At 65.3% G+C, this 21,425-nt stretch carries 22 protein-coding genes and 1 tRNA gene; 11 read left to right on the top strand and 12 right to left on the bottom strand.

Annotated elements, in window-relative coordinates; all coding sequences use genetic code 11:
* Positions 1 to 86: 86 nt before the first annotated feature.
* Positions 87 to 1,514 carry a DUF222 domain-containing protein gene (locus NVU01S_RS14145; RefSeq protein ID WP_052280727.1) on the bottom strand — a complete coding sequence of 476 codons (1,428 nt, stop codon included), beginning with the start codon at positions 1,512 to 1,514 and terminating at the stop codon, positions 87 to 89.
* A 122-nt stretch (positions 1,515 to 1,636) separates the two neighbouring features.
* Between NVU01S_RS14145 and NVU01S_RS14150 the strand changes: the two genes are divergently transcribed.
* Together NVU01S_RS14150 and NVU01S_RS14155 are read left to right on the top strand one after the other, a co-directional pair.
* A tRNA-Ala gene (locus NVU01S_RS14150) sits at positions 1,637 to 1,709 on the top strand.
* Between the two features lie 157 nt (positions 1,710 to 1,866).
* Positions 1,867 to 2,118: a hypothetical protein gene (locus NVU01S_RS14155; protein WP_156161625.1), complete on the top strand. Its 252-nt coding sequence runs from the start codon at positions 1,867 to 1,869 to the stop codon at positions 2,116 to 2,118.
* A 1,037-nt stretch (positions 2,119 to 3,155) separates the two neighbouring features.
* Here the strand turns inward: NVU01S_RS14155 and NVU01S_RS14160 are convergent.
* From NVU01S_RS14160 to NVU01S_RS14170, 3 genes are all read right to left on the bottom strand, one after another.
* Positions 3,156 to 3,749: a hypothetical protein gene (locus tag NVU01S_RS14160; protein WP_063048122.1), complete on the bottom strand. Its 594-nt coding sequence runs from the start codon at positions 3,747 to 3,749 to the stop codon at positions 3,156 to 3,158.
* A gap of 673 nt (positions 3,750 to 4,422) precedes the next feature.
* Complete coding sequence (locus NVU01S_RS14165) at positions 4,423 to 4,977, bottom strand: hypothetical protein (RefSeq protein WP_156161626.1); 555 nt, start codon at positions 4,975 to 4,977, stop codon at positions 4,423 to 4,425.
* Between the two features lie 61 nt (positions 4,978 to 5,038).
* A complete protein-coding gene (locus NVU01S_RS14170; RefSeq protein ID WP_156161627.1) occupies positions 5,039 to 6,049 on the bottom strand; it encodes a poly(ethylene terephthalate) hydrolase family protein in 1,011 nt (336 codons plus the stop codon).
* A 210-nt stretch (positions 6,050 to 6,259) separates the two neighbouring features.
* On the opposite strand from NVU01S_RS14170, the gene NVU01S_RS14175 reads away from it, so the two are divergent.
* A complete protein-coding gene (locus tag NVU01S_RS14175) occupies positions 6,260 to 7,438 on the top strand; it encodes an alkane 1-monooxygenase (protein WP_043672522.1) in 1,179 nt (392 codons plus the stop codon).
* A 279-nt stretch (positions 7,439 to 7,717) separates the two neighbouring features.
* The gene (locus NVU01S_RS14180) at positions 7,718 to 8,587 is read left to right on the top strand and encodes an esterase/lipase family protein (protein WP_307681972.1); all 870 of its coding nucleotides are present in this window, start codon (positions 7,718 to 7,720) and stop codon (positions 8,585 to 8,587) included.
* A gap of 79 nt (positions 8,588 to 8,666) precedes the next feature.
* Here the strand turns inward: NVU01S_RS14180 and NVU01S_RS14185 are convergent, their stop codons facing one another.
* Positions 8,667 to 9,989, bottom strand: coding sequence for a lipase family protein (locus tag NVU01S_RS14185; RefSeq protein WP_156161628.1), 1,323 nt, complete (start codon positions 9,987 to 9,989; stop codon positions 8,667 to 8,669).
* Between NVU01S_RS14185 and NVU01S_RS43370 the strand changes: the two genes are divergently transcribed.
* Both NVU01S_RS43370 and NVU01S_RS14190 read left to right on the top strand, forming a co-directional pair.
* Positions 9,988 to 10,230, top strand: coding sequence for a hypothetical protein (locus NVU01S_RS43370; protein WP_156161629.1), 243 nt, complete (start codon positions 9,988 to 9,990; stop codon positions 10,228 to 10,230). The two genes, NVU01S_RS14185 and NVU01S_RS43370, sit on opposite strands and share 2 nt — an antisense overlap.
* Before the next feature lie 448 nt (positions 10,231 to 10,678).
* Entirely contained in the window at positions 10,679 to 11,770 is a 1,092-nt protein-coding gene (locus NVU01S_RS14190; RefSeq protein ID WP_043672527.1) for a DNA alkylation repair protein, read from the top strand.
* Positions 11,771 to 11,782: 12 nt separating this feature from the next.
* Here NVU01S_RS14190 and NVU01S_RS14195 read toward each other — a convergent pair whose 3' ends face one another.
* Positions 11,783 to 12,631 carry a DUF1868 domain-containing protein gene (locus tag NVU01S_RS14195; RefSeq protein ID WP_082032102.1) on the bottom strand — a complete coding sequence of 283 codons (849 nt, stop codon included), beginning with the start codon at positions 12,629 to 12,631 and terminating at the stop codon, positions 11,783 to 11,785.
* Between the two features lie 126 nt (positions 12,632 to 12,757).
* On the opposite strand from NVU01S_RS14195, the gene NVU01S_RS14200 reads away from it, so the two are divergent.
* Positions 12,758 to 13,168 carry a hypothetical protein gene (locus NVU01S_RS14200; protein ID WP_052280731.1) on the top strand — a complete coding sequence of 137 codons (411 nt, stop codon included), beginning with the start codon at positions 12,758 to 12,760 and terminating at the stop codon, positions 13,166 to 13,168.
* 233 nt (positions 13,169 to 13,401) lie between these two features.
* Here NVU01S_RS14200 and NVU01S_RS14205 read toward each other — a convergent pair whose 3' ends face one another.
* The gene (locus NVU01S_RS14205; protein WP_052280732.1) at positions 13,402 to 13,959 is read right to left on the bottom strand and encodes a TetR/AcrR family transcriptional regulator; all 558 of its coding nucleotides are present in this window, start codon (positions 13,957 to 13,959) and stop codon (positions 13,402 to 13,404) included.
* Positions 13,960 to 14,490: 531 nt separating this feature from the next.
* Here NVU01S_RS14205 and NVU01S_RS14210 point away from each other — a divergent pair.
* A complete protein-coding gene (locus tag NVU01S_RS14210) occupies positions 14,491 to 15,075 on the top strand; it encodes a hypothetical protein (RefSeq protein ID WP_043672529.1) in 585 nt (194 codons plus the stop codon).
* A 250-nt stretch (positions 15,076 to 15,325) separates the two neighbouring features.
* Positions 15,326 to 15,823 carry a hypothetical protein gene (locus NVU01S_RS14220; RefSeq protein ID WP_169815264.1) on the top strand — a complete coding sequence of 166 codons (498 nt, stop codon included), beginning with the start codon at positions 15,326 to 15,328 and terminating at the stop codon, positions 15,821 to 15,823.
* 603 nt (positions 15,824 to 16,426) lie between these two features.
* Here the strand turns inward: NVU01S_RS14220 and NVU01S_RS14225 are convergent.
* Entirely contained in the window at positions 16,427 to 17,287 is an 861-nt protein-coding gene (locus NVU01S_RS14225; RefSeq protein WP_043672535.1) for a haloalkane dehalogenase, read from the bottom strand.
* A gap of 102 nt (positions 17,288 to 17,389) precedes the next feature.
* Positions 17,390 to 17,938, bottom strand: coding sequence for a CGNR zinc finger domain-containing protein (locus NVU01S_RS14230; RefSeq protein ID WP_043672537.1), 549 nt, complete (start codon positions 17,936 to 17,938; stop codon positions 17,390 to 17,392).
* 48 nt (positions 17,939 to 17,986) lie between these two features.
* Between NVU01S_RS14230 and NVU01S_RS14235 the strand changes: the two genes are divergently transcribed.
* Positions 17,987 to 18,655 carry an AzlC family ABC transporter permease gene (locus tag NVU01S_RS14235; RefSeq protein WP_043672538.1) on the top strand — a complete coding sequence of 223 codons (669 nt, stop codon included), beginning with the start codon at positions 17,987 to 17,989 and terminating at the stop codon, positions 18,653 to 18,655.
* Positions 18,652 to 18,957 carry an AzlD domain-containing protein gene (locus NVU01S_RS14240; RefSeq protein WP_043672540.1) on the top strand — a complete coding sequence of 102 codons (306 nt, stop codon included), beginning with the start codon at positions 18,652 to 18,654 and terminating at the stop codon, positions 18,955 to 18,957. The genes NVU01S_RS14235 and NVU01S_RS14240 overlap by 4 nt, the downstream gene beginning before the upstream one ends.
* Before the next feature lie 105 nt (positions 18,958 to 19,062).
* Here NVU01S_RS14240 and NVU01S_RS14245 read toward each other — a convergent pair whose 3' ends face one another.
* The 3 genes from NVU01S_RS14245 to NVU01S_RS14255 form a co-directional block, all read right to left on the bottom strand.
* Entirely contained in the window at positions 19,063 to 19,494 is a 432-nt protein-coding gene (locus NVU01S_RS14245) for a hypothetical protein (protein ID WP_156161631.1), read from the bottom strand.
* Positions 19,495 to 19,627: 133 nt separating this feature from the next.
* Entirely contained in the window at positions 19,628 to 20,017 is a 390-nt protein-coding gene (locus NVU01S_RS14250) for a hypothetical protein (RefSeq protein WP_244467300.1), read from the bottom strand.
* Between the two features lie 193 nt (positions 20,018 to 20,210).
* A complete protein-coding gene (locus NVU01S_RS14255) occupies positions 20,211 to 21,305 on the bottom strand; it encodes an asparaginase (protein WP_043672544.1) in 1,095 nt (364 codons plus the stop codon).
* Positions 21,306 to 21,425 lie beyond the last annotated feature (120 nt).

A 21,425-nucleotide genomic window follows, 5' to 3' on the forward strand; every position in this document is an offset into this window, starting at 1 on the left:
GTCGACTCCGGCTGCCGACGTCCCGGCCCCGCTGTTCGACCGTCGGATCCGTTGCCTCGTCACCGTGGATCCGTGCCGGTCGTGGTTCAGTACGCGGTGTCCACCGCGGGAGTTGCTGTGTCATCGGGGATTTCGTCCTCCGGGGTGATCCGGCACAGTTGCCGATGGACCAGGACGTGACCGCGCAGGGGATAGGCGATATCGTCGGCCAACGAGCGGGTGCTCGACTCGATGACCGGTGCGTGCTCGGTGGGCGCGCCGGAATCGCTGTGCGGGAACAGATATCGCGCGCCTTCGCGCGTCGTGGTCTGCTGCCCGCCGGTGGGCGTGGTCCACCGCAGCCGGTCGGCCTCGGCCAGCCAGGTCTGCCACGGCACTTTTCGCTTGTCCACCAACACTTTCAAGCGATTGTGCCGGGTGCACAGGGCTGTCAGGTCGGCGCGGGTGGCGGGGGAGCGGTGATGTGCGAGTTCGGATTCCGCCGCGGGCATCACACAGTTCGGGAACCGGCACATGCCGTCGAGCGCGCGCACCTCGCGCGCCAAACGCGGTGTGTGCGCGACCTGTTCGGCGGCGACCGGCTCTTCGGCGCCGGACTGTTCTGGAATCACTTGGAACCGAGCATGTTCGGCGACCATCCGAGCCAGCGCCGCATCGATCGGACCGTAACCGGCCAGGAATGCCGGCGCCTCCGTCATGCCGAGCAGCGTGTCCGCCGGTATGCCGATCTGGATCAGCGGTCGCCGCGGCGACTGCGCCACGTCCCGCTTCGGACATCGTTCGCCACGCCCGCACGTGCACCGCAGGCGTCCCGAACCGTCCGCCAACGCCACCAGCGCATCCGCCCGCCGCTGCGGCATCGTCCGCGGATCCGACGAACACACCTGCAAACTCATCTCCCGCAGCCGCATCGCCACCGTCTGCGCACCCGGCGCCGGCAGCACCCCGTCGAACACCGCCATGCTGTCCTGGATCGCCCGAATCCGGACGTCCCGATCGTCCTGACGCCGCTCCCGCCGCCGTTGCGCCCCAACCGGATCCAGCCGCGCCACCCAGCGCCGCGCCGTCTGCCGCAGCCGCACCGGCGTAGTCCGGCTCGCCGTCTCCAGCAACCGCGGCTCCAACTCGGCCAGCACCTCCCTGGCCACCGCGCGCGTATTGTCGATCACCACCCGCACCTTCGCCAGATCGATCCGCCCCGCGGCGAACTCCGCTCGCGTGCGCGGCAACCACCCCTCCAGCGCCAAACCCACATCGATCATCGCGGCGACCGACCCCTCGTCGACCTGGACCGCCATCGCCGCTTCGGTCGCCGCGAACTCTCCCGCCCGCACCCCACCGGGCCCAGGCTCCGCACTCGACGCCCGATGCCGCCGATACAACTCGCGCACCGCGAACACCTCCGCCGCCTGCGCCGCCGCCGCAGCCCCATGCGCCGTCCGAAGGGCCTCGATCAACCCCTCATCGCTCATGGCCTGAAAGTCCATCACCGAGGAACCGTCTCCTTCGAACATGCGTTCGAGTCTACGACCCCGAAGCCCCCGCCGCCACCCCCAATTCAAGGCGATTTGGCCGCCGCCACACCCGTGGTGTAACTTCGTTCAGGCAGTCAGGGAAACCTGAAAGCAACCCACTCGGGGCTATGGCGCAGCTGGTAGCGCACCACACTGGCAGTGTGGGGGTCAGGGGTTCGAGTCCCCTTAGCTCCACCGATGTAGTCGGTATACGAACCGTCCCTTCGGGGGCGGTTTTTGTATTTTCCGCGATGGGCGGGTCCTGTGGGGTGATCGAGATCGTTCGCTACGCACCAGCGGAAGTGAGGGAATCGTGAATCGTAGGCTCGTTCTGCTCGGCATTGTGCTAGTGGTGATCGGTGTGGGTGTTCTCGCGCAATCCAGCGCCGGCTCCAAGCCCCCGGATCAGGCCACCAGCACCCCCGACCAGCAGGCGGACCCGCAGCGATCAGCTGAGGAGCCCCTCATCGAGGACGGCAAACCATCGACCTGGCAGGACTTCATCGACGACTCCCGCAAGGGCAGTTCGCACGCCGGCCCTCCCGCAGATCTCGGTCCGGCCACGACCGGCACGGACTCGACCGCCGAAAGAACCAACGAATAGACTTGGTGATCGTCCACGGTTGACTGCGATTTCGACTCCAGAACCCGAAGGGCGGCACAGCAACGAACAAATCGTCTACGGCTGAACAGGGGCAGGGTCACGCTTCGGCGTATTTCGCCGCGACCGACTCTGACCAAGCGACCTGCCACGACAGCCATCGTCCACGCTGCGGCTCACCAGGGTCGAGCCGTCGAAACAAACCGATCGAAAAGCGGCAGTTCGGAGAGAGAACCTGCAGCTCAACAAGTGTGCTCCCCGCGCACGCAGGGATGGTCCGCGGACCCAGATGCGCTGCCCAATCCGGCATCTGTGCTCCTCGCGCACGCGGGGATGATCTTTCGACCACTCGGAACGAGGAGCGCGCAAGTGCGGGCTCGTAGCTCGTCACAGTCGGTGAGCGGGGAAGTCCGCCGACCGTCGCCGGGCCGACGCACTCGGCAATCCCCAGCTTCAGGGGCCTGCCGCCGAAGTCATAGGAACGCTGACGTATCCGACAATGGGCCGGTTGCCGCGGACCGACGCGCACCAGCGCGACATCCAACGAGGTCGCGCCGAGATCGTAGACGAGCACGAACTCCAAGCCTGACGTATCGCGTTCGCGTGCAAGCCATTCCGCGGCGGCGACCGGCTCGGATACCAGATGCGCCACCTGGGCAACGGAAAGTACCGGCGCCTGCCTCAACAGCTCCACCTGTTTGTCGGAATAGATGGCCCGATAGGTGACGGTCATATCGACGGCAAGGTGGCCCGAAGCGATGAGGTCGCGCACCACCGATGCGGTCAGCGGCGTCGGGACCAGATCCGGCCTGCGACCGTGACGGTCTCCGGTTCCCGTATCAGGTCCGCGAAATCGGCGATGACGGTGCCGAAGGCTTCGCACGTGTCCGCTCCGGACGGGCCGACTCCCACCGTGGTCGTTCGGCTCGAGACCGCCGTCGCCCCCGCGGGTGATCGATGCCGATACCGTGTTGACGGCGCCGACGCTTGACACCCGATGCCAGCCACCCCGCTGCCGCGGCGCACACTTCCCCACTTGCTCATAGGTGCCAATCCTCGCCGCCACGATCGGTTCCGGAGATCGCTTGCTGTGCAGCCCAGGCCCGCTCCACGACGCCCAATGCCATGCGCACCGAACGGTCTGCGGCGCCGAGCTGATAGAGCGAGACATCCCAGCCGGAATAGCTCGCGTCCAACCACAGGCCGCAGGACAGTCCGTGATAAATAGTCAGCAGCGAACGCGCGGCCTCTACCGAACCTCGGATTGCGCTGAGGAGTTCGTCGAATTCAGGGCCCCAGCTGAATCCGTCCGACTTGATGGTGGCCAATCGTTCCGCGAGCCAGAACGCTTCGAATCGTGCCTGATCAGCGGGATGCTCATTGGGTAAGTCCGATGATTTCGGACTTGCCGCAGACGCCCGGGCTTCCATCGTCGGTATGTCCGAACCCAACGAAATGGTCTCACTCGCCGCCATGCCTGCGAGCCGAAACAACAAGCCGGCCAGCGCAGCACGACCGATCCCCTCGTGGTCTTCCGCGGCGAGACCATGTTTCAGCTCCGCCGCTATCAAAGTTGTTTCCGCATTGACACCCAACTCTTCGAGGGCCAACGCAAGCTGCTTTGTCGTGATCACAAGTCATACCTCCAAATCGAGGGACGCGAGATAGATGGTGCCGAAACGCACTGCGGAGTTGCTCACTGACGGTCGTTACCGCAGTACCTAGGCTGGGCAAATGTCCAGCATCAATTGTGATGGCTCGACATCCGCCAACCCAAGCCGGACATCGCTCGACGGAGTCAACAAACTTGTTGTTACACAAACAATTTCGTGACACGCGAGACCGCAAACCGGCTATCGCACTGTTGCTGCGGTGGTTGACGTCGCCACCGCGCGAGAGCTGACCGCCCACCGCGGACGGTGCTCGCGGCAAGTGGGCGCGGACCTCGATACGGTGTTCATGACCGCCGATCACGGTCCTGCCCGACACCCGTACCCCGATTCCTGAGCGAGGACAGGCATTCCGGTGGATACCCGGAGATCAGAACGCGGAGGATATCGTCCCGGCGGGGTCGAGCAAGACTTTCGTCGCCGGGATCTCCGCGCAACTACTGGGCGGAAAGTTTGCCCAACCACTGATGATCGGAACGCGAATCGCACTGCCGAACGGCGGAATTCGACGGAAGCTTGGGTGCTGCCAACGCTTGTCCTACAGGCCGTCTCCGGTGAGCTGCTGGCGACGACAGAACGCGCGTGCGGCCCGGTACGACTCGACCTGCTCGCCGGGCCTGACGGTCGCGATACTCGATCACGACGGATCCCACACGGCTTTCGCCGCGGCGTCGATGTCTGTAAGTGCTTGTGTTGCTGAACGATATGCGCAGCCGAGCTGGTATAGCAGTGCGTCCCAGCCCGCATAACCGCCGTCCAGCTTAAGGCCGCAGCCGAGTCCGTGGTGAATCGTCAGCAGACCCCGCGCGGCCTCGATCGAGCATCTGGTCGCGTTGAGGATCGCATCGAACTCCGGTGTGCACGGCGACTGATCCTTGTGGAGGGCCGCTACCCGGTCCGCGAGCCAGAACGCTTCGAACCGGGCTTGTTCGGCGGGGTCTTCTCCTTGCAGTGCAACCGATTTCGGGCTGACTGTGGCGGCGCGGGCCTGCATCGTGGTGACATCGGCGGTCGAGGCGATCGACGCCTGGGCGGCCATGCCGGCGAGGCGGAAGAGCAGGCCCGCCATGGCGGCGTAGTCCATTCCGTCGTCAGGCGGGGCCGCAGGGTCACGGCATATCGTCGTGCATGCCGAATCCGGGTCGACGCCAAGTTCTTTCAACGCCGATGCCAACTGAGGTTTCGCGATCATGACGCCTGCTTTCTGCTGGGACGTTCCGTTGTGTTCGGCTCGAGAGGAGGATCTGGTGTGCTCAGTTCGGGATGTTGTCGGCGCGGACGTTTCGAATGGCGTAGACGAGCGCCGGGTCGACGCGCAGTCTCCAGTCCGGTCCGATGAAGTAGCTCGCCGCGGTGGGATCGGCGTTGGCGAGGTAGAGCAGCCAGGCCAGTGTTATGCCCGCGAACGGGTCGTGGGCGATGTCGTCCCACGGGGTGAAATGTGTAGCGCCGCGAAGGCAGGCGACGAAGGCCGGCGCATTGAAGCTGAGTTCGTATTCGGCCCACCGTGGGAGAAACTCGGGTACGAGGAAATCGGCGGAACCGGAGAGGAACAGTGTTGGTACGCCGACGAGGAATGTTGTTGCGTACGGCGAGGATTCGGTAGGGAATGCGCCGATGACGCGGAGGTCGGGATCGATCTGCTGATAGACGGCGAGGGCGATGCTCGCGCCGTCTATCGCGGCGGCACCACCTCCGGAATGGCCACCGATCACCGTGCGACCGAGGTCGAGTCTGCCGTTGAGCAGGCTTGCTGGATCGTGGTCGGCTCTGGCCAGCGCCATCGCCGCTGCCAGGGGGAGTTCGAAGAACGAGTTGAAGAAGTTGTAGGGGATCGCCACCACGAATCCGTGACTTGCCCAGAATCGGGCGAGCGCGTCGTAGTTGCCCGGATTATTGGTCAGGCCCGGCACCCAGATCACCACCGGTACCCGGCTCATGGTGGCGATGTCGTGCGGGTAGTAGAAGTCGACGCCAGCGGGTGGCTCCAGTCCTGCTGGGAAAGCGTGCGTGCACGGCATATCGGTGTGGTTGCCGAAAGCCTTGGTGATCACGTTGTAGAGACCGTAGAGCGACTCGCATGGGTAAGTCTGTGCCGTGCTGTCGGTCTGGTGCGGACCCGTGGGCGCGTATTGGCTCAACGGGGTCGGCCCCGGATCGAAGCCGGTGGCTGCGGCGACAGGGGCGTGGACGGTCGCGGGGCTCAGCAGCGCGGCGATGGCGAGCATGGCCGCGAAGCAGTGCCGCCTCCTGATACGGGGCATTGACGGGTCCTCTCGGAAGTGGCGGATCAAGCAGTCGGATCTATGTCGTTGAGGCGTCGAGGTGAACCGGCGGCGCGGGGTGACGGGTAGTGCGGCGAAGGCTCGAGCAGCGCATTGTTCACCCAACAAGGCTGGACATTCGCCCAGCCTAGAGATTATCTTGTCAGCAATCAATGAGCAATCGTCCGCTGAGCCAGGCGAGGAGCCGAGATGACGCTGATGAAGCGCCGAGTCGCCACCGCGCGGAGGGCGAAGATCGATCGCAAGCGGTACCTGTGGGTGCTGGGGCTGCTTGCTCCCGGCTGCGCGCTGCTGCCTTCCCAGTTGGTGCTGCACACCGGGTGGAAGGTGTTCTGGTGGATCGGCCCGATCATCATCTTCGGCGTGATTCCGTTGCTGGACTGGGTGATCGGCGACGACGAGAGCAATCCGCGTGAGCAGGACCACGATGCGCTGTCCAATGATCGCTACTACCGGTGGTGCACTTTTCTGTTCCTGCCGGTGCAGCTGATCGGGTTGGTCATCGCTTGCTGCATGTGGGCCGGTGACGACCTCAGCGTCCTCGACAAGCTCGGATTGGCCGCCACGCTGGGTTTCGTCAGCGGCATCGGGATCAATGCCGCGCACGAACTCGGTCATCGGGTGGAGAAGCTCGAGCGGTGGCTGGCGAAGATCGCGTTGGCGCAGTCGGGGTACGGGCATTTCAATGTCGAGCACAACCGGGGCCATCATGTCCGGGTCGCCACTCCCGAAGATCCAGCCAGCGCAAGACTGGGGGAATCGCTGTGGGAGTTCTTGCCGCGCAGCATCTTCGGAGGCTTCCGATCCGCTCTGGCGCTTGAGCGTGATCGGTTGCGGCGCAAAGGATTATCGTGGTGGAGCCGGGACAACCAGATTCTGCAGGCGTGGGCGATGACGGTGGCGCTCTACCTGTTGCTGCTGGCGCTGTTCGGGATGGGGGCGCTGCCATATCTGCTGCTGCAGGCGGTGATCGGGATCGGATTGCTCGAGACGATCAACTACGTCGAGCATTACGGGCTGCTGAGAGGTAAACGCGCGGACGGCAAGTGGGCGCGTTGCGCGCCCGGCGACAGCTGGAACAGCGACCGTCTCGTCACGAATGTCTTCCTGTTTCACCTGCAGCGGCACAGCGATCATCACGTCAACCCCGGCCACCGATACCAGACCTTGCGTAGCTCCAGAGAAGCTCCGCTGGTTCCCGCCGGTTACGCGACCATGATCTTGCTGGCGGCGGTTCCGCCGCTGTGGCGACGTGTCATGGACCACCAGGTCCTGGCCCACTACGACGGCGACATCACTCTGGCGAACATCGTTCCGCGCAAACGCGATCGGATCCTCGCCGCATACGGCCCCGCCCCATCACGCTGATAGGAGAGATAGCACATGAATCGAAATCGACACTGCGGCAGTTGGTCTCGTGTGTTCGTCACCGCTCTGGCAGCAACGCTGGCTTCCTGCTGTGTTGCCCTCGACGCGCATGCGGATCCCGGTGCCCCGACTGTCACCCAGGAGGAGTTGCAGCGATTTGCGGATACGATCGCAGCGGCCCTGCCGAGCGCAGACTCGGCACCGGCCGTCGACACCGGTACCGGAGCGCGGCGGTCCGTATCGGACACGATCGGGTATGGCCCTGAACAGAGTTCGTTCGTGGCCGCCTTCGGCTTCGGAGTGCTGCATCCGGACGCGGCGCCGCCCGGGACCAACGACTGGAGCTGCAAGCCGACGGCGGCGCATCCGGAACCGGTGGTCTTGGTGCACGGTACCTGGGGCAATGCCTACAACGATTTCGCGGGCATGAGTCAGCCGCTGGCGAGCGCGGGACACTGCGTGTTCGCTTTCGACTACGGCGCAGCCGATGTCGCGCACGGTGGGCTCGGCGCGTCGTTGCCCGGCCGCTATGGCGTCGGTGACATAGCCGAATCCGCCGACCAGCTGGCTACGTTCGTCGATCGAGTGCGGGCGAGTTCGGGTGCGCAACAGGTGAATGTCGTCGCGTTCTCTCAAGGCGCCCCTTTGTCGCGATGGTATGTGAAATACGGTGGCGGTCAGCAGAAAGTCCACCATCTGATAAGCCTCGCAGGCACAAACCACGGCACCACCGCCTCAGGCATCCTGTCGCTGGCGCGCACCATCACCACGCTCGGTGTCGACGCCATCGGGCCGACCCGGATCATCTTGGGGCAGGCCGTGATTCAGCAGACGATCGGTTCAGAATTCCTCGGTCGGCTCAACGCTGATGGTGACACCGTGCCCCGGGTGGACTACACCGTGATCGGGACGCGGTACGACGAGGTCTCCACCCCCTATCAGCTGACTTTTCTGCAGCCGGGCCCCGACGCACGGGTTCGCAACATCACCCTGCAGGACGGGTGTGAACAAGACCTCTCCGACCATCTCAACTTGTCGTATTCGCCACGCGCACAATCGATCGTCCTCAATGCCCTCGATCCGGTGGGGACACCGGGATGGCAATGCACGTTCAACCCGTGGTTGGTGGGCGGCAGCGGCAAACTCTGAACCGTCGCGTCGTAGGCAAACGATCTCGCCGACTCGCCCGCAGTGGGTATGACGCACGCCATCGGTCACCGCCGAGTCATCAGCGGTGACCGATCGGCTGTTGCACCGCGGCGGCGAGAAGAGTGCCGGCGGCTTGCAACCAGACCGGCCAGCTCTGGGGATCGAGCAGCATCGAGCCTTCGTCACGGCGATCGCATCCGGGTGTGACCGGAACTCCGTCGAAGCGGTCCTTCAGCCAGATGAATTCCTGTGCCATGCCGAAGAACAACAGCGTGATGTGTTCGCTGAAATGGTCGCGGGTGTAGCGCACGCGGGCTTTCGGGTCGCGGCAGTATGTGTCTACGAGGCTGTTGACCGGACCAACGGGGACGATCCAGTCCGGGTTGGCGTTGTACATGAACATGGGCATGTCCGGAACCGAGCGACCCATCCGGATTGCGTCGAAGACCTGGTTGGGCACCGGGTCGTGGAGCGGATCGGGGACGTCGAACATCTGCTCGTAGGGCATGAACGGCAGCACGAGTCCCTGCCACACCTGGCACAGCGAGGTGTTCACCGGGCGCAGCGCCCGCAGGACCGGCCCCATGTGCTGATCCAGATATGCTGACAGTTCGGGATATTCGCGTGCGGCGCCGAAGATTCCAGCGATCAGCAGGCCGGAACCGAGATTGCCGTTGGCCAGGTGCACCATGGCTTGCAGATCGGCGGGAATCCCGCCCTCGGACACACCGACGATGTTGAGCTCCGGCGCGTAAGCGGCATGGAGCTCGGCGGCATGGCCGGTCGCGATCGCTCCGCCGGAATAGCCGGCCAGCGCGACCTTGGTGGCGGAGCCGGTCAACTCCGCAGGCCCAAAGTTCTCCACCGCCCGGATGCTGTCCAGGACGACGCGCGCGTTCAGCGGGCCCGATCCGAATGCCATGTTGGGACCGTCGACGTCGGGCATGCTCACTTCCCATCCGGCGCCCAAGGCGGTCAGCGGGAACAGGAACTCGCTTTGAATGTCGGGCTGGCCGAGGTAGGTCCCTGGCACCGACGCCTGCTGGAGCAGATAAGACGGTGCGCAGTAGCGCCCGGCGGAATCGATCGGAAACTGATACGACAGCAGGTTGCGAGGCTGCTCGCCGGGGCCGCCGCGCGGCTTCATCACGGTGGTCACCGCGGCGATCGGGTGATCGAGATGGTCGTTGGAGCGGTAGGAAAGCTGCCAGGCATCGACGTTGATCGGGAGCAGGGAGAACAACGCGAGATGCACTTGGCGAGCCGCGATGATCTCGCCGGGTTGCTTCGAAGCCACAAGGTCAGCGGGCGGGTTGTAGAAGCTCGGGTCCAGCTCCGGGGGCATCGGCGGAATCGGGAACGGCAGTGGCGTCTGCACCGGCACCTGGCTCGGCTCGGCCATGGCCACACCCGGCGTCACGGCCGCCGCGCCGATCACCAGGGCACAAACCACGAGTGCCGAACGCAGGGCCCGCGAAGGCGCGATGAGCGCGCCACGTGGCACGAGCGACGGCGTCGCTGCCTGCGATAGCCAGCGGCCGACCCGCGCGATTATCGACGCCACCGCAGGGCGCGAAGTCGAGAAGGAAACCATGAAAAGCTCCTATAACGTCGGTGACGCGCCGTCTCGCGGCGATCAGTAGTTCATCGCTCTCGAACTCGCGGGGGGCTGCTCCGGTCGGCACGGTCGAGGATCGGCACCGGAGATGACCAACGCCTCGATCGCGATACCGCGAGCCGGAACCATGCGCCCGCCATCCGGTGATTGCTCGTTGATAGCAGCACCCTAATCGCGAGGCTGAGCATAAGTCCAGCCTTTGTGATCGACTACCGTGCCACGAGCGGTGACCAGGCCCCGCACCTCCTACCAGCGATTATCGGACGTTCGCACAGCGCCGCGCTGCCATGGTCGCCGTGTACCTGAGTAGGCGCTGGAGTGATTCTGCGGCAAACTTGGCCTCATGGTGCGTAGGTCGAGATTCATGCCGTCGGCGAACAATCAGTGCGAACGCATCGAACCTCTCCCGCCGCCGCCGCCGACCGAGCAGCGAGCAGCAGGGCGCTTCGTCCGTCGCAGGGACGGGCGTTGAGATGGCCGACTTCAAGGACGAACTGTCCCCGGAACCCATCGCGCGCCTCGGGCTCGAACTCGCAGCCGCCGCGCCCTCGTTCGACCAGACGGCCTTCGAGCGGCTCGCGGTCGCCGGTATCGGCGAACTCGAGATGAAGCACCGTATCGACAGGATCGCCGGCGCCCTCTCGGCGACGATGCCGCCGCGCCCCGAAGACGCCGATCAGCTGATCCGCGCTGCTGTCGACGACGGAGGCATACAAGGCTGGGCTTCGATCCCCGTCAACGCCTACGTCGCCTCGGCGATGCTGGATCGGCCCGACATCGCGCTGCCGCTGCTGGCCGCGCTCACCTCCCGCTACACCGCCGAGTTCGCGATCCGCCCGTTCATCGACGCCCACTACGAGGTGGCGATGGAACACCTGCGGTCGTGGACCACCGACCCGGACGAACACGTGCGGCGGCTCGTCTCGGAGGGCACGCGGCCGCGGCTGCCGTGGGCTCAGCAACTGCCCCGATTCATCGCCGATCCCACCCCCACCTTGGCGCTGCTGGACATCCTCGCCGACGACGAATCCCTCTACGTGCGCCGCTCGGTGGCCAACCATCTCAACGACATCAGCAAAGATCACCCCGACGCTGCCCTCGCGGCCGCTACCCGATGGTCTCGCACCGCCACCCATGGCGATTTCGTTGTGCGCCATGGCCTTCGAACACTCGTCAAACGCGGACACCCGGGGGCTCTGACAATTCTCGGGTTCGACCACGACTCGCCGATCGAGATCACCGACCTCGCCTGCTCACCGGCGGTCATCTCCATCGGAGACACGACCACCATCAGCTTCACCTTGCACGCCGCCGACTCGACGCGAACGGCGATCGATTACCTGGTCCACTACCAGGGAGTCCGCGGCCCCAAGGCGGGCAAGGTGTTCAAGCTGACCGTCCGCGACCTCCCCGCGGGTGAACCGGTGCATTTCGTCCGCCAGCACCGATTCGGGCACGTCTCGATCCGGACGATCCATCCCGGCCCGCACCGCATCGAGGTCCAAGCCAACGGGCGCGTCCTCGGCGCAACGGTGGTCGACGTCATCGCGGACGGCTCGGCCTGAGTCGACTCGTCGTCAGAGAATCTTGATCTGCGGGAAAGCGAGCATGTCGTCGAAGCAGTTGAATGCCGCGGGCTCCAGTGCCACCGTCCTGGCATCCCCGGTGAACAGGTCCTGCATCTGCCGCTGCAGGCGATTCAGCTCGTCGTGCTCGGAGTCCTCGGCGGCCACGAGCCGGTAGCCGAGGGTCGAATGGAACGCGTACTGGTCCGAATACGGTAGTCCCACGGTGTCGGCGAGCTGGTGGCGGAGTCTGGACAACGCGCTGCCGGTGGCGGCGTCGTTCGGCTGTAGCTTGACTCCCGGTGCGGCGGCGGTGGTGATCATGCTTTTCATCCCCGCCACCGTCATGACCACCCGGCTCGGAACGTCGAGCCGGGCCGCGTCCAGGCGCGCGAACATCTGCATCGTGGCCGCGGGCATCGTGGCATCCGCAGGCAGGTAGCTCGGCCACTTTTCGGTGCCACGCATGGCTTCCGCGAGGCCGTCGAACAGGGTCATGTGGAAGCTGTCGATCGGCGTCAGCGCGAAATGCCTCACGAATCTCGACTCCGCCACCAGCCGCTGCGCCTTCTTCTGTGCGTCGTAGAACGCCGAGTCCTGCGGGACCGGAAAGACGAAGGTATTGCCCCGGAACCGTTGCGCATTGCCGTCGGGGTCCCATTTCGCCCCTGGGCCAGCGCTCACCAAGGCACGGCCCGTCGCTGCCGGACGCTGAGTCATCGCCGGAGCGCTCGAACCGGAGGACGCAGGCCCCTTTTCGGCCTGGGCGCGGGCGGCGACGACCACCGAAGAGCTTGCGACGAGGCTGGCCACCAGGGCCGAGCGGCGACCCACCACAAGTCTCGAGATGTTGGGATGCATCGGGCCAAGCTAGCCGTGCGGGATGACCGCTCGGTGAAGCCGACGCAAAGATTGGACATTTGCCCAGCCTTCTGTTTAGGGTGGGAGAGCAATTGCAGAGCAACCTTCCCGATTGGAGCGAAAGTTATGGCCATTCCTGAGACCACTGCCGCGGATCTGGAAGCCGAGGTCGTCGCCGCGAACCAGTTGCTCGCGACCTGGTTCGGGACCGATGCGGACCCGGCGATCCTGGGGCGTGTCGCCGCGACCCAGGCCGAGACGTTCTCGATGGTGGACATCAACGGTGTCCTGGTCGACAAGTCCGGGCTCGCGGCCCAGCTCGAGCAGGCCCACAATTCCAAGCCCGGCCTCCAGATCGAGATCACCGACTTCCAGGTGGTGCTCACCGTGGACGATGTCACGGTGATCCGCTGCAAGGAACGCCATCACTTCGACGGGAAGCTCCACGATCGCTGGACGACCGCGCTGCTGCGGACCCAGACGACCTCGCCCCGATTCCTCTGGCTGACATTGCACGAGACGCCGATCCTCGACTGAGGCAATAGTTGCGGCAGTGATTTCGGTGGGCGCGTACTCGGCGCCTGCCGCGCAACACTCGGCGTGATCGTCCAGGCATACCGGGGACGTTGCCGGGCTCGAGTCGAGCCCGGCAACGTCGCTCGGAGCGGACTGGTTCCGTACCGTTCCTGCACCGTCCGCGACTGCCCAGCAACATCCTGGCTCGGCCACCGCGGTGCCTCTATCCGATCGTCACGGTTCGTCGAGCGGGTTCACTGCCGTGTGAAGGTGTCGAACAGTGCCATGACGGCCAGGCGAAGGGCTGTTTCGTGGTCCGGATCGTCTCGCGCGGCGACGCGGTGCAGCGTGAAACCGTCGATGACGGCGACGAATGCGCGGGCCTGGATCGGGGTGACAGCGACGCCGACAGAATTGAAGCCCGTGACGACGAGGTCTTCGAACGCGTTGAGGACTCGTTCGACCTCTGTTCGCAGCTCGGGGCGACGGCTGGCTTCTAGGTAAGTCTCGAACTGGGCGACCGTGGCCGCCGGTGGCATCGCGAACGCGGTGATCGCGTATTCGAGCGCTGCGCGCGGATCGTCGCCTTCAGTGGTGACCCGTTCGGTGATCTCCCGCAGGCCGGTGACCGCGGCGTCGGTAACCCGGCGCATCGCGGCGACCAGTAACTCATCGATCGAGGCGAAGAAGTAGCTGGTCGTTGCGGGAGGCAAGCCTGCTCTAGCGGCGACGCCACGGTGGGTGATCGCGCCGATACCGCGTTCGCCGATGAGCGCGATGGCCGCGTCGAGTAGTCGGTCTCGACGTTGCAAAGTCGCGGAGCGGTGGTTGTCTGGTCTGAAGGCGATTGCTGAATTCTAGGGCATGGTGGCGAGCGCGCTTTCGCCCTTGCCTGGACGGCGTGCCCACCTCCCTCCGCGAGCAACGTCCACGCTCACGGCCGTCACGGCTCGGTACCTGCGGGACCGTTCAGTCCTGAGGATGAATTGGTTTGTCTCCGTGATGATCCGGATTTGCCCGATGTACGAGCACGGCACGGACTCAGCGAACGTTGGGAAAGAACGGTGCCACTGCCATCGTGGCAGCCTGCTGCCGCGTAACCGCGCTGCGGCACCGCTTCTCACGCAACCGGACGAGTGCATTGGGGGTGCCCCGAGCGCTGCCGCCCGACCCGGATGAGTGGCCAGGAAGCTGCTGGTCCGACGTGATCGAGCAGTGTGCTATCTGTCGTGTGGTGCGCGGGTTGTTCGACATCCCGGCGTGTTCGGCCTCCGTTTTGTTCCTGTCCGGGAGGGTTACGGTTCCGAAGACTCACCGGACCGAGCTACGTCGAAGGAGATCCCATGCCGATCAGCCGTTGCCGCGCGGCCGTCGCGGCCGTCGCGATGCTGGGGTTCGCCGCGATCACCTTCGGTGCGGCGGGCGCTACACCAGCTGAGTCGGAGTTCGCTCCCTCGATCGTGCACCCGGTGGCGGCACCGACCGAGGAGACAACCAAAGCGTTGATCGAACAAGCGCAGGACCGAACCGACGCTGCCGCCTCGATCGCCGAGCAGTACCTGGGAGGCGGCAACCCTACGTCCGAAGGCGACATAGAAAGCAGCAAGAGGATGCAAGCCGAGATCGACGCCGCACGCGCTGCTGCCCGGAACGCCACCGACACCGCAACGGGCGCTAAGGCTGCTGCGGAAGCAGCCCAAATGGCACTGGATGCGCTCGCAGCCACTGTCACCAATTGGAGAGGCTCACAGGCGGGACGCGACCGCTTCGAGGCGATCGCCGAGTTGCAGAAGAAGGCCGTGGCAGCGGCCGAAACGGCTGTGGGGGAACCCGATGACGTGGCGTCGGCCAACGCCGCAGCCGAAGCGCAGAACAAGGTCATCGACGCACTGGGCGACGGCGAAAAGATCGAGCTGATCAAGGTCTAGGAACTCGGCGACGCCGATTCGGGAGTTGTCGGTGGGTGCGGTCATGCTCGCGGGTCTGGAGCCACTCGCCTACGCCTCGGCCGGGCCGCTGATCCCGCACCGCACCGACTTCGAAGACGACCACGACCCCCGCTGCGGTCATCTCATCACGTGCGGCAATGCCTGGCGTATCGAGGGTCCGGAGAATAGACCCTCCTGCGACCCATCCCGGGTCCGCTCCGCTCCGAAGACGAGCTAGTACGGTGAACGAGTGTTCGCCCACCTCTGCGAAATGAGGAGAGAAGTGGCAACTTCGAAGACGGTTTGGGGTGTTGTAGCTATTTCCGCTGTCGTGTCAATGGTGGCCCTGCCGGTGGAAGTGCAGGCTTTGCCGGGCGACCCGACCTACGACTGCGAGTTCATGACGGCAGTCGAAAGTGGGACGGTGGACGGTAGGACTGAGGGCACGATCGACTTTTATGGAAAGAAGGAGACATACAACTCTAAAACAAATATACCTGTGTATGGGGTGGTGGCGACGGGGTGCAAGCCGCGGGACGGTAATACTCCCGAGTCCGGCATTGTGGAGAAGCCGCACATCGGGATCATCGCTAAATCGGGTGAAGTCATCTACAAGGATGACACCAAAACAGAATACGATTTGTCGATGACGGGCTGTCCGAAAGTAGATGCCGGTGACGGCAGTGGAAACATCTTCGGATTCGGCTGCTCTACGCCCACGGGGTACCCCGCAAAAAAGAAGGGGTAGATCGATTCCGGTCGGAACCGGATTGGTAGGTCGCTACGATCTGTGCGCGGTCGGTCTCGCTGAGTCGTCGTTGTAGGGCGTGGGGTTCGGGTGAGACAGTGGGGGCGGGGTATGGGTGTGGTGGCGGCTGGGTTGTTCGTACTGGGTGTCGACCGGGCGAACTGCTATTTCGGGGCCGTCTACCAGCACGGTTCGGTTCGTATGCTGACACATTGTGCCCACCGAATAGGAGGCGAGTGCTTGCGGAGAGCGCTCGCCTTTTCGGTTCCGCGGGTCTTGTGGGGTGCAACCCCACACCCCGCCCCCGGACCCCCTCCTCTGCTGACCGTCCTGGATAGTGCACCCCGGCTCGCCGACCCCGATGTCACGCCCCTTGTCGACAGCATCCGCTGCGGCGGCATATTGGATCCGGCCGATGGCAGAGATTGACCGGGTGGAGTGGACGAGGCACGGTCAGGATGGTTCGAGAGCCGATCAGTGAACGATTCCGTACCGTCGCCGCGGATTTCTCGGCGTCGGTGGACGCCCCGTCGGCCCGCCTTCGGGCCGGTAGCGGCGCGACCCTGCTCGAAACCGCCTGGCCGGCATCCACCTCCATCATGATCAGGGAAAGCGTTTCGCGATCGCCGCCGCGATCTCCTGCGGTGCGTGCTCCTGGATGAAATGCCGCGCACCGGGTAATTCGACGACCTCTAGGTCGGTGAACGCGGCACGCACGCGCGGTAGGCAGGCTCCGGGACGAAACGCCATGTCCCGCATACCCCACACTGCTAAGACCGGCTTGTCGCCGAGGCTGGCGGGTACTTCGCGGGCGAGGTGTTCGAGCAAGGGCCGCGCGGCGCGAATCTCATTGGGCGTCAAGGCAAGTCCGCGCCGAGCGGGCGGGCTGGGTTGTACCGCGCGGTAGTGGTCGGCCTCGGCCGCGGTGAGCGTGCGGCCGAGCTCCGCGAGCAGCACACGCTCGATGAGGAAGTTCCGCTCCAGGATCCGGCGCCGCATCGGGGCACTGTTCAGGACCACGCTGAAGGCCCGGTTAGCGAGTGCATCGATGGGCCAGAACATGGTGTTGCCCAACACGATTCCTCGCACACGGTCAGCGCGCGAAACCGCCGCACCCAGGCCGATGGGGCCGCCCCAGTCGTGGCCCATCACCACGAAGTCGTCCAGCCTCAGGTGGTCGATCAACGCACCGAGAACGGCGGTGTGCTCGGCAATGGTGTAGCCGAAACCTGCAGGGCGTTCGGACAATCCGAAGCCCAGGTTGTCCACCGCGACGCACCGGTACCGGTCGCGCAGTTCCTGCACGAGATGCCGGTAGAGGAAGCTCCACGCTGGGGCGCCGTGGCAGAACAGGAGCACCGGCCCGGTCCCCTCGTCGATGTAGTGCACTCGCCCCGCCGGCGCGTCGAACCAGCGCGACTCGAAAGGGTATAGGTTCTCGTCGGGAACGAAATCGACCAGCATTGAACCATTCCCCCAGGCTCCGACTACAGACGTAGTGAGACTACACCTGTAGTCGGCGGATGCCTTCGCATGGTCGACCGCCCGGGTTCGTGAACGGAGGGGTCAGTCGTGGATCTTGTTGTAGTGCCGCCTGGCCCGCGCCCGGTTTCCGCAGTCCGACGAGCTGCACCAACGCCGTGATCGGTTGCGGGTCTGGTCGATGAAGACCCAGCCGCAGCCTGGCCCCTCGCATTCGCGGATTCGCTCCAGGTCCGCGGATCGCAGCAATTCCTCGGTCTGTAGTGCGAGAAAATGCGGAAGCGCGGCGTCGTCGCGCAACGGCACGGTCCACTGCAGCGGCAGGGCAGGCGCCAGCTCGGCGTACCGATATGCCGCGAGCAGCGGCGCTCGTAGTGCGGCGACGTCCGGCGGATCTGACACGAGCACCTGGTAGAGGGCCTCGCGGAAGATGTGCACCGCCTGCAGGACGGCCTCGGAAACCGTCAATGGTTCGGTTGTCGCGCCGACCAGGACGACCCATTCCGAGAGTCGCTCAGGGGTTGACAGCCGATCGTTTCGCCTGACCGGATCGCGCCGCCAGGAAACGGTGTTGACCAGGTCCAACGGCACACTGCCACCGATGCTGTCGTAGCCGTCCCAGTGGTCACCCACCTGTCCTCCTAATGGTCAAAACCAGTTTAGCTTGTTAGGGTGCGCAGTATGACAACGCTCCGGCGAAGCTACCTGGCCGGCGCCCGCGTCGGGCTCGGGCTGGGTGCTGCGACCTTCGTCCTCGGCGTCACCTTCGGCGCCTACAGCCAAACTCTGCACTGGGGGACCGCGGCCCCGATCGTGGCGTCGATCATCGTGTTCTCCGGCTCGGCCCAGTTCGCGCTGGCCGCCGCGCTGGCCGGCGGCGGTCATCCAGCTGTCGCGGTCGGCGCCGCGGCCCTGATCAACGCTCGATTCCTGCCGATGGGCGCCGCTGTTGCCGCAGACCTGCGCGGCGGGCGCCTGCGCCGTGCATGGGAGGGCCAGGCCGTCGTCGACGGGTCGTGGGTCGCCGCGCACCTTGGACAGGGACGCTTCGACCGGGAAAAGCTCATCGGCTGCACCCTCGTTCAGCTGCCGGCATGGGTGCTGGGCACGGTGCTCGGCGTTCTCACCGCACCTTCACCGGAGTTGGTCACGCGGTTCGGGCTCGATGTCGTCTTTCCCGGCTTCTTCCTGGTCTTACTCATCGATGAGCTGCGCCGCTCACGTCCGGCGGTCTGGACCGCGGCGCTCGCCGCGGGCCTGGCCGGTGCCCTGGTGTTGCTCGTTCCGGTCGGCCTCGCGCTGATCGGCGCCTCGACTGCCGCGCTGCTCGGTCTGGCGGTGCGGCGATGACCCTTTGGGCTGCGATCTTCCTCGTCGCGTTGATCAGCATCGGCTTCAAGGCAGCCGGCCCGGTCCTACTCGGCGACCGTGCGATGCGGCCCCGGATGGCCGGGGTCATCGCGCTGCTCGCGCCCGCATTGCTGGCCGGCCTCGTGCTCACCGACGTGACCGGTCCCGACTGGTCCGGAATCGATGGGACCCTGTGCGCGGGGCTGGCAGCGATCGCAGTGACCTACGCGCTACGCATGCCAGTGCTCGCCGCGATCCTCTGCGGCGTCGCTCTCACGGCCGCGCTGCGATTACTGATTTAGAACGCCCGCAGTGGCTGGCGTGGCCCCGCGCTTGGCTGCCTACCCGGTACGCGCAGTCCGATTGCGGAGGTTGCGATGTTGTCCTGGTGCCTGACCCTCGACAGCTCAACGGCTCGGGTTGGACCAGAACAGACCGTGGCTGCGCCGGGCGACTCGGCGCTCGAATTGCTCCATGGTGATGTGCTTTTCGTCGTATCCGTACAGCAGCAGCGGCCAATGTCGCGCTGCTTCCAGCACGATTTCGGCGGTCAGCCATTCCGCCGCCGGGGTGGCCGGGCTGTGCAAGGTCGCCTCGTGGTGGGGTGGCGAGCCGAGTAGTGCGTGCAGTTCGTTGAAGGTGGCCGCTTCTTGCCGGGGTGCGTTCGCCGGGAGCCGCCGGACGAACGGATGGATGTCGACGGCGACCCAGGAATTGTCGCGCTGGAGCCAGGCGGTCCATGTGGTATCGAGCTGCCCGCCCCTCTCGACGATGAGTTCCTGGAGTCGCTCGGGATCGAAGTCGTCGCCGAAAGTCATCCGGACGATGCGCTTTACCAATCCCGCCCTCCTGTCGGCGTCGAGAATGCCGAACGGTCCGGTCGGCGCGACGATGTCGAGCTTGCTGGGTAGCAGGGGCTTTCGACAAGCCCCCAGTTGCGGCAGTGCAATCCGAATGCCGCGCGGAACGTTGTCAGTTGGACGGACTCCGCAATGCGACCGCCGCACACACGGTGGCCAGCACCCACACGACCGGCCCCACGATCGCGCCGATCAGGTCGACGTATCCGGGTGCCGCGAGCAGCAGGAGGAAGGCCAGATCGACCACACCGAGTACGACGGCGTTGAGCCAGAAACCCAGACGACTGTTGACCCGGTTCATAGTCACCGCGACGAAGATGGCCTGCGCGCCGAGCGTGCTCACGCAAATGAAGTACAGCATGCTCTCGGCCGCCGATTCGGTGCCGGGCACGCCGTCGGCGAGGTCGCCGATCACCATGGACAAGCCGAGCCCCATGTGCAGCACGCCCCATACGACATACAGCGCAGCAGCGGTCGTCGACCACCGACGATTACCTATCACGTCGCCCCCGACCCGTATGGAAAGTGTTGGCCCGTTGATGTTTTCCGGCCCCGCACAGCAGACTATGCCGTCCGGGCAATGCCCGCATCGGGGTAATCACCGATTTTCGCGCTCCGCAGGTTTCGATGAACCCGGTGGTCAGCGGTCTCAGGTGCCGATCGTGCGTCGGCACGGGCGATTTCGGCGGCATCGATCAGTACTGCTGGTTGCCGAGATCGCGGAACCAATCGCTGATCTGGTTCCGGTCCGGGCTCACCGCCGACGCCAGTTGCAACAGGATTCGCGCCTTCTGCGGGGTGAGGTCGCCTGCACTGATCACGCCCGGGAGATCGGCGTAGACCGCGCCGGCGCCATAACTGTTGGCGGCGACCAGCGTTATCCCCTTGTCCGCTGCGACTTTTCCGGCCTCGGCTTGCCGCGGGGCCGGGGTGCCCGCGAACACGATCCCGCGTACACCGGCCGCGACGGCGGCGTCGATGGCTTCACCGCCGGCGTCGACGTAGCCCTGCACGATTTCGACCCGCGGGAGCTTGCTCTGCTCGATGGTCGAAAGATCGAACGGGGTTGCCCATTTGGTCGGATCCGCGCAGGATCGGGCGCGCGCGGGGGACCGCTGCAATCGGATGCCTGCCTCATCGATGGTGCCGAGATCGCCATACTCCCGGGTGGTGAAGGTGTTGAGCCGCAAGGTATCCGACTTCACTACGTCGCGGGCGGGGAAGATCTGATCGTTCAAGGTGACGACGGTGCCGAAGCAGGCGGTACGGTTGCCGGCGGCGAGGCGAATGGCGTTGTACAGGTTGGGCGGGCCGTCACTGCCGAGGGCGGTCCAAGGCCGCATGGCGCCGGTGACGATGACGGGTTTGCTGCTGCGCACGGTGAGATCGAGGAAGTACGCGAGTTCGCTCATCGACGCGGTGCCGCTGGTCACGACGACCGCCGAATGTGTTTGCAGCCGTTGATCGATCAGCGTGGACAGGCCGTAATAGTCGGCGAGGGTGTAGTCGCCGGACGCTTTGCCCGTGCCGCCGAAGTCTTCCGGGTCCACCTGCGCGATCCGGCCGACTTCGGGCTGGAGCTCACCGACCATATCGCTGACCGATCGTCCACCGGGACGGTACTTCTCGACGGCGACCCTGCTGTCGCCGACACCTGCGATCGTGCCGCCCATGCCGATCACGGCGACCCTCGGCTGCTCCGATGCGGGTGCGGCGCTGCTGCTGGCACCGCAGCCGACCACACCGGCGACGAGCGCGGCGACGACGGAGATTCGGACGATACTGCGCATGGGTCGGGCTCCTGGATGTCGTGGATCGGCTACGACGTTAGGAATCGGGCATCCACCAGAGCGTCACCCGCAAGTGTGGATCGCACCCGGTACCCGAGTGCTACGCCGTTGTCGCTTCGA

This window comes from Nocardia vulneris, from assembly GCF_001613425.1.
GTDB classification, from domain to species: domain Bacteria; phylum Actinomycetota; class Actinomycetes; order Mycobacteriales; family Mycobacteriaceae; genus Nocardia; species Nocardia vulneris.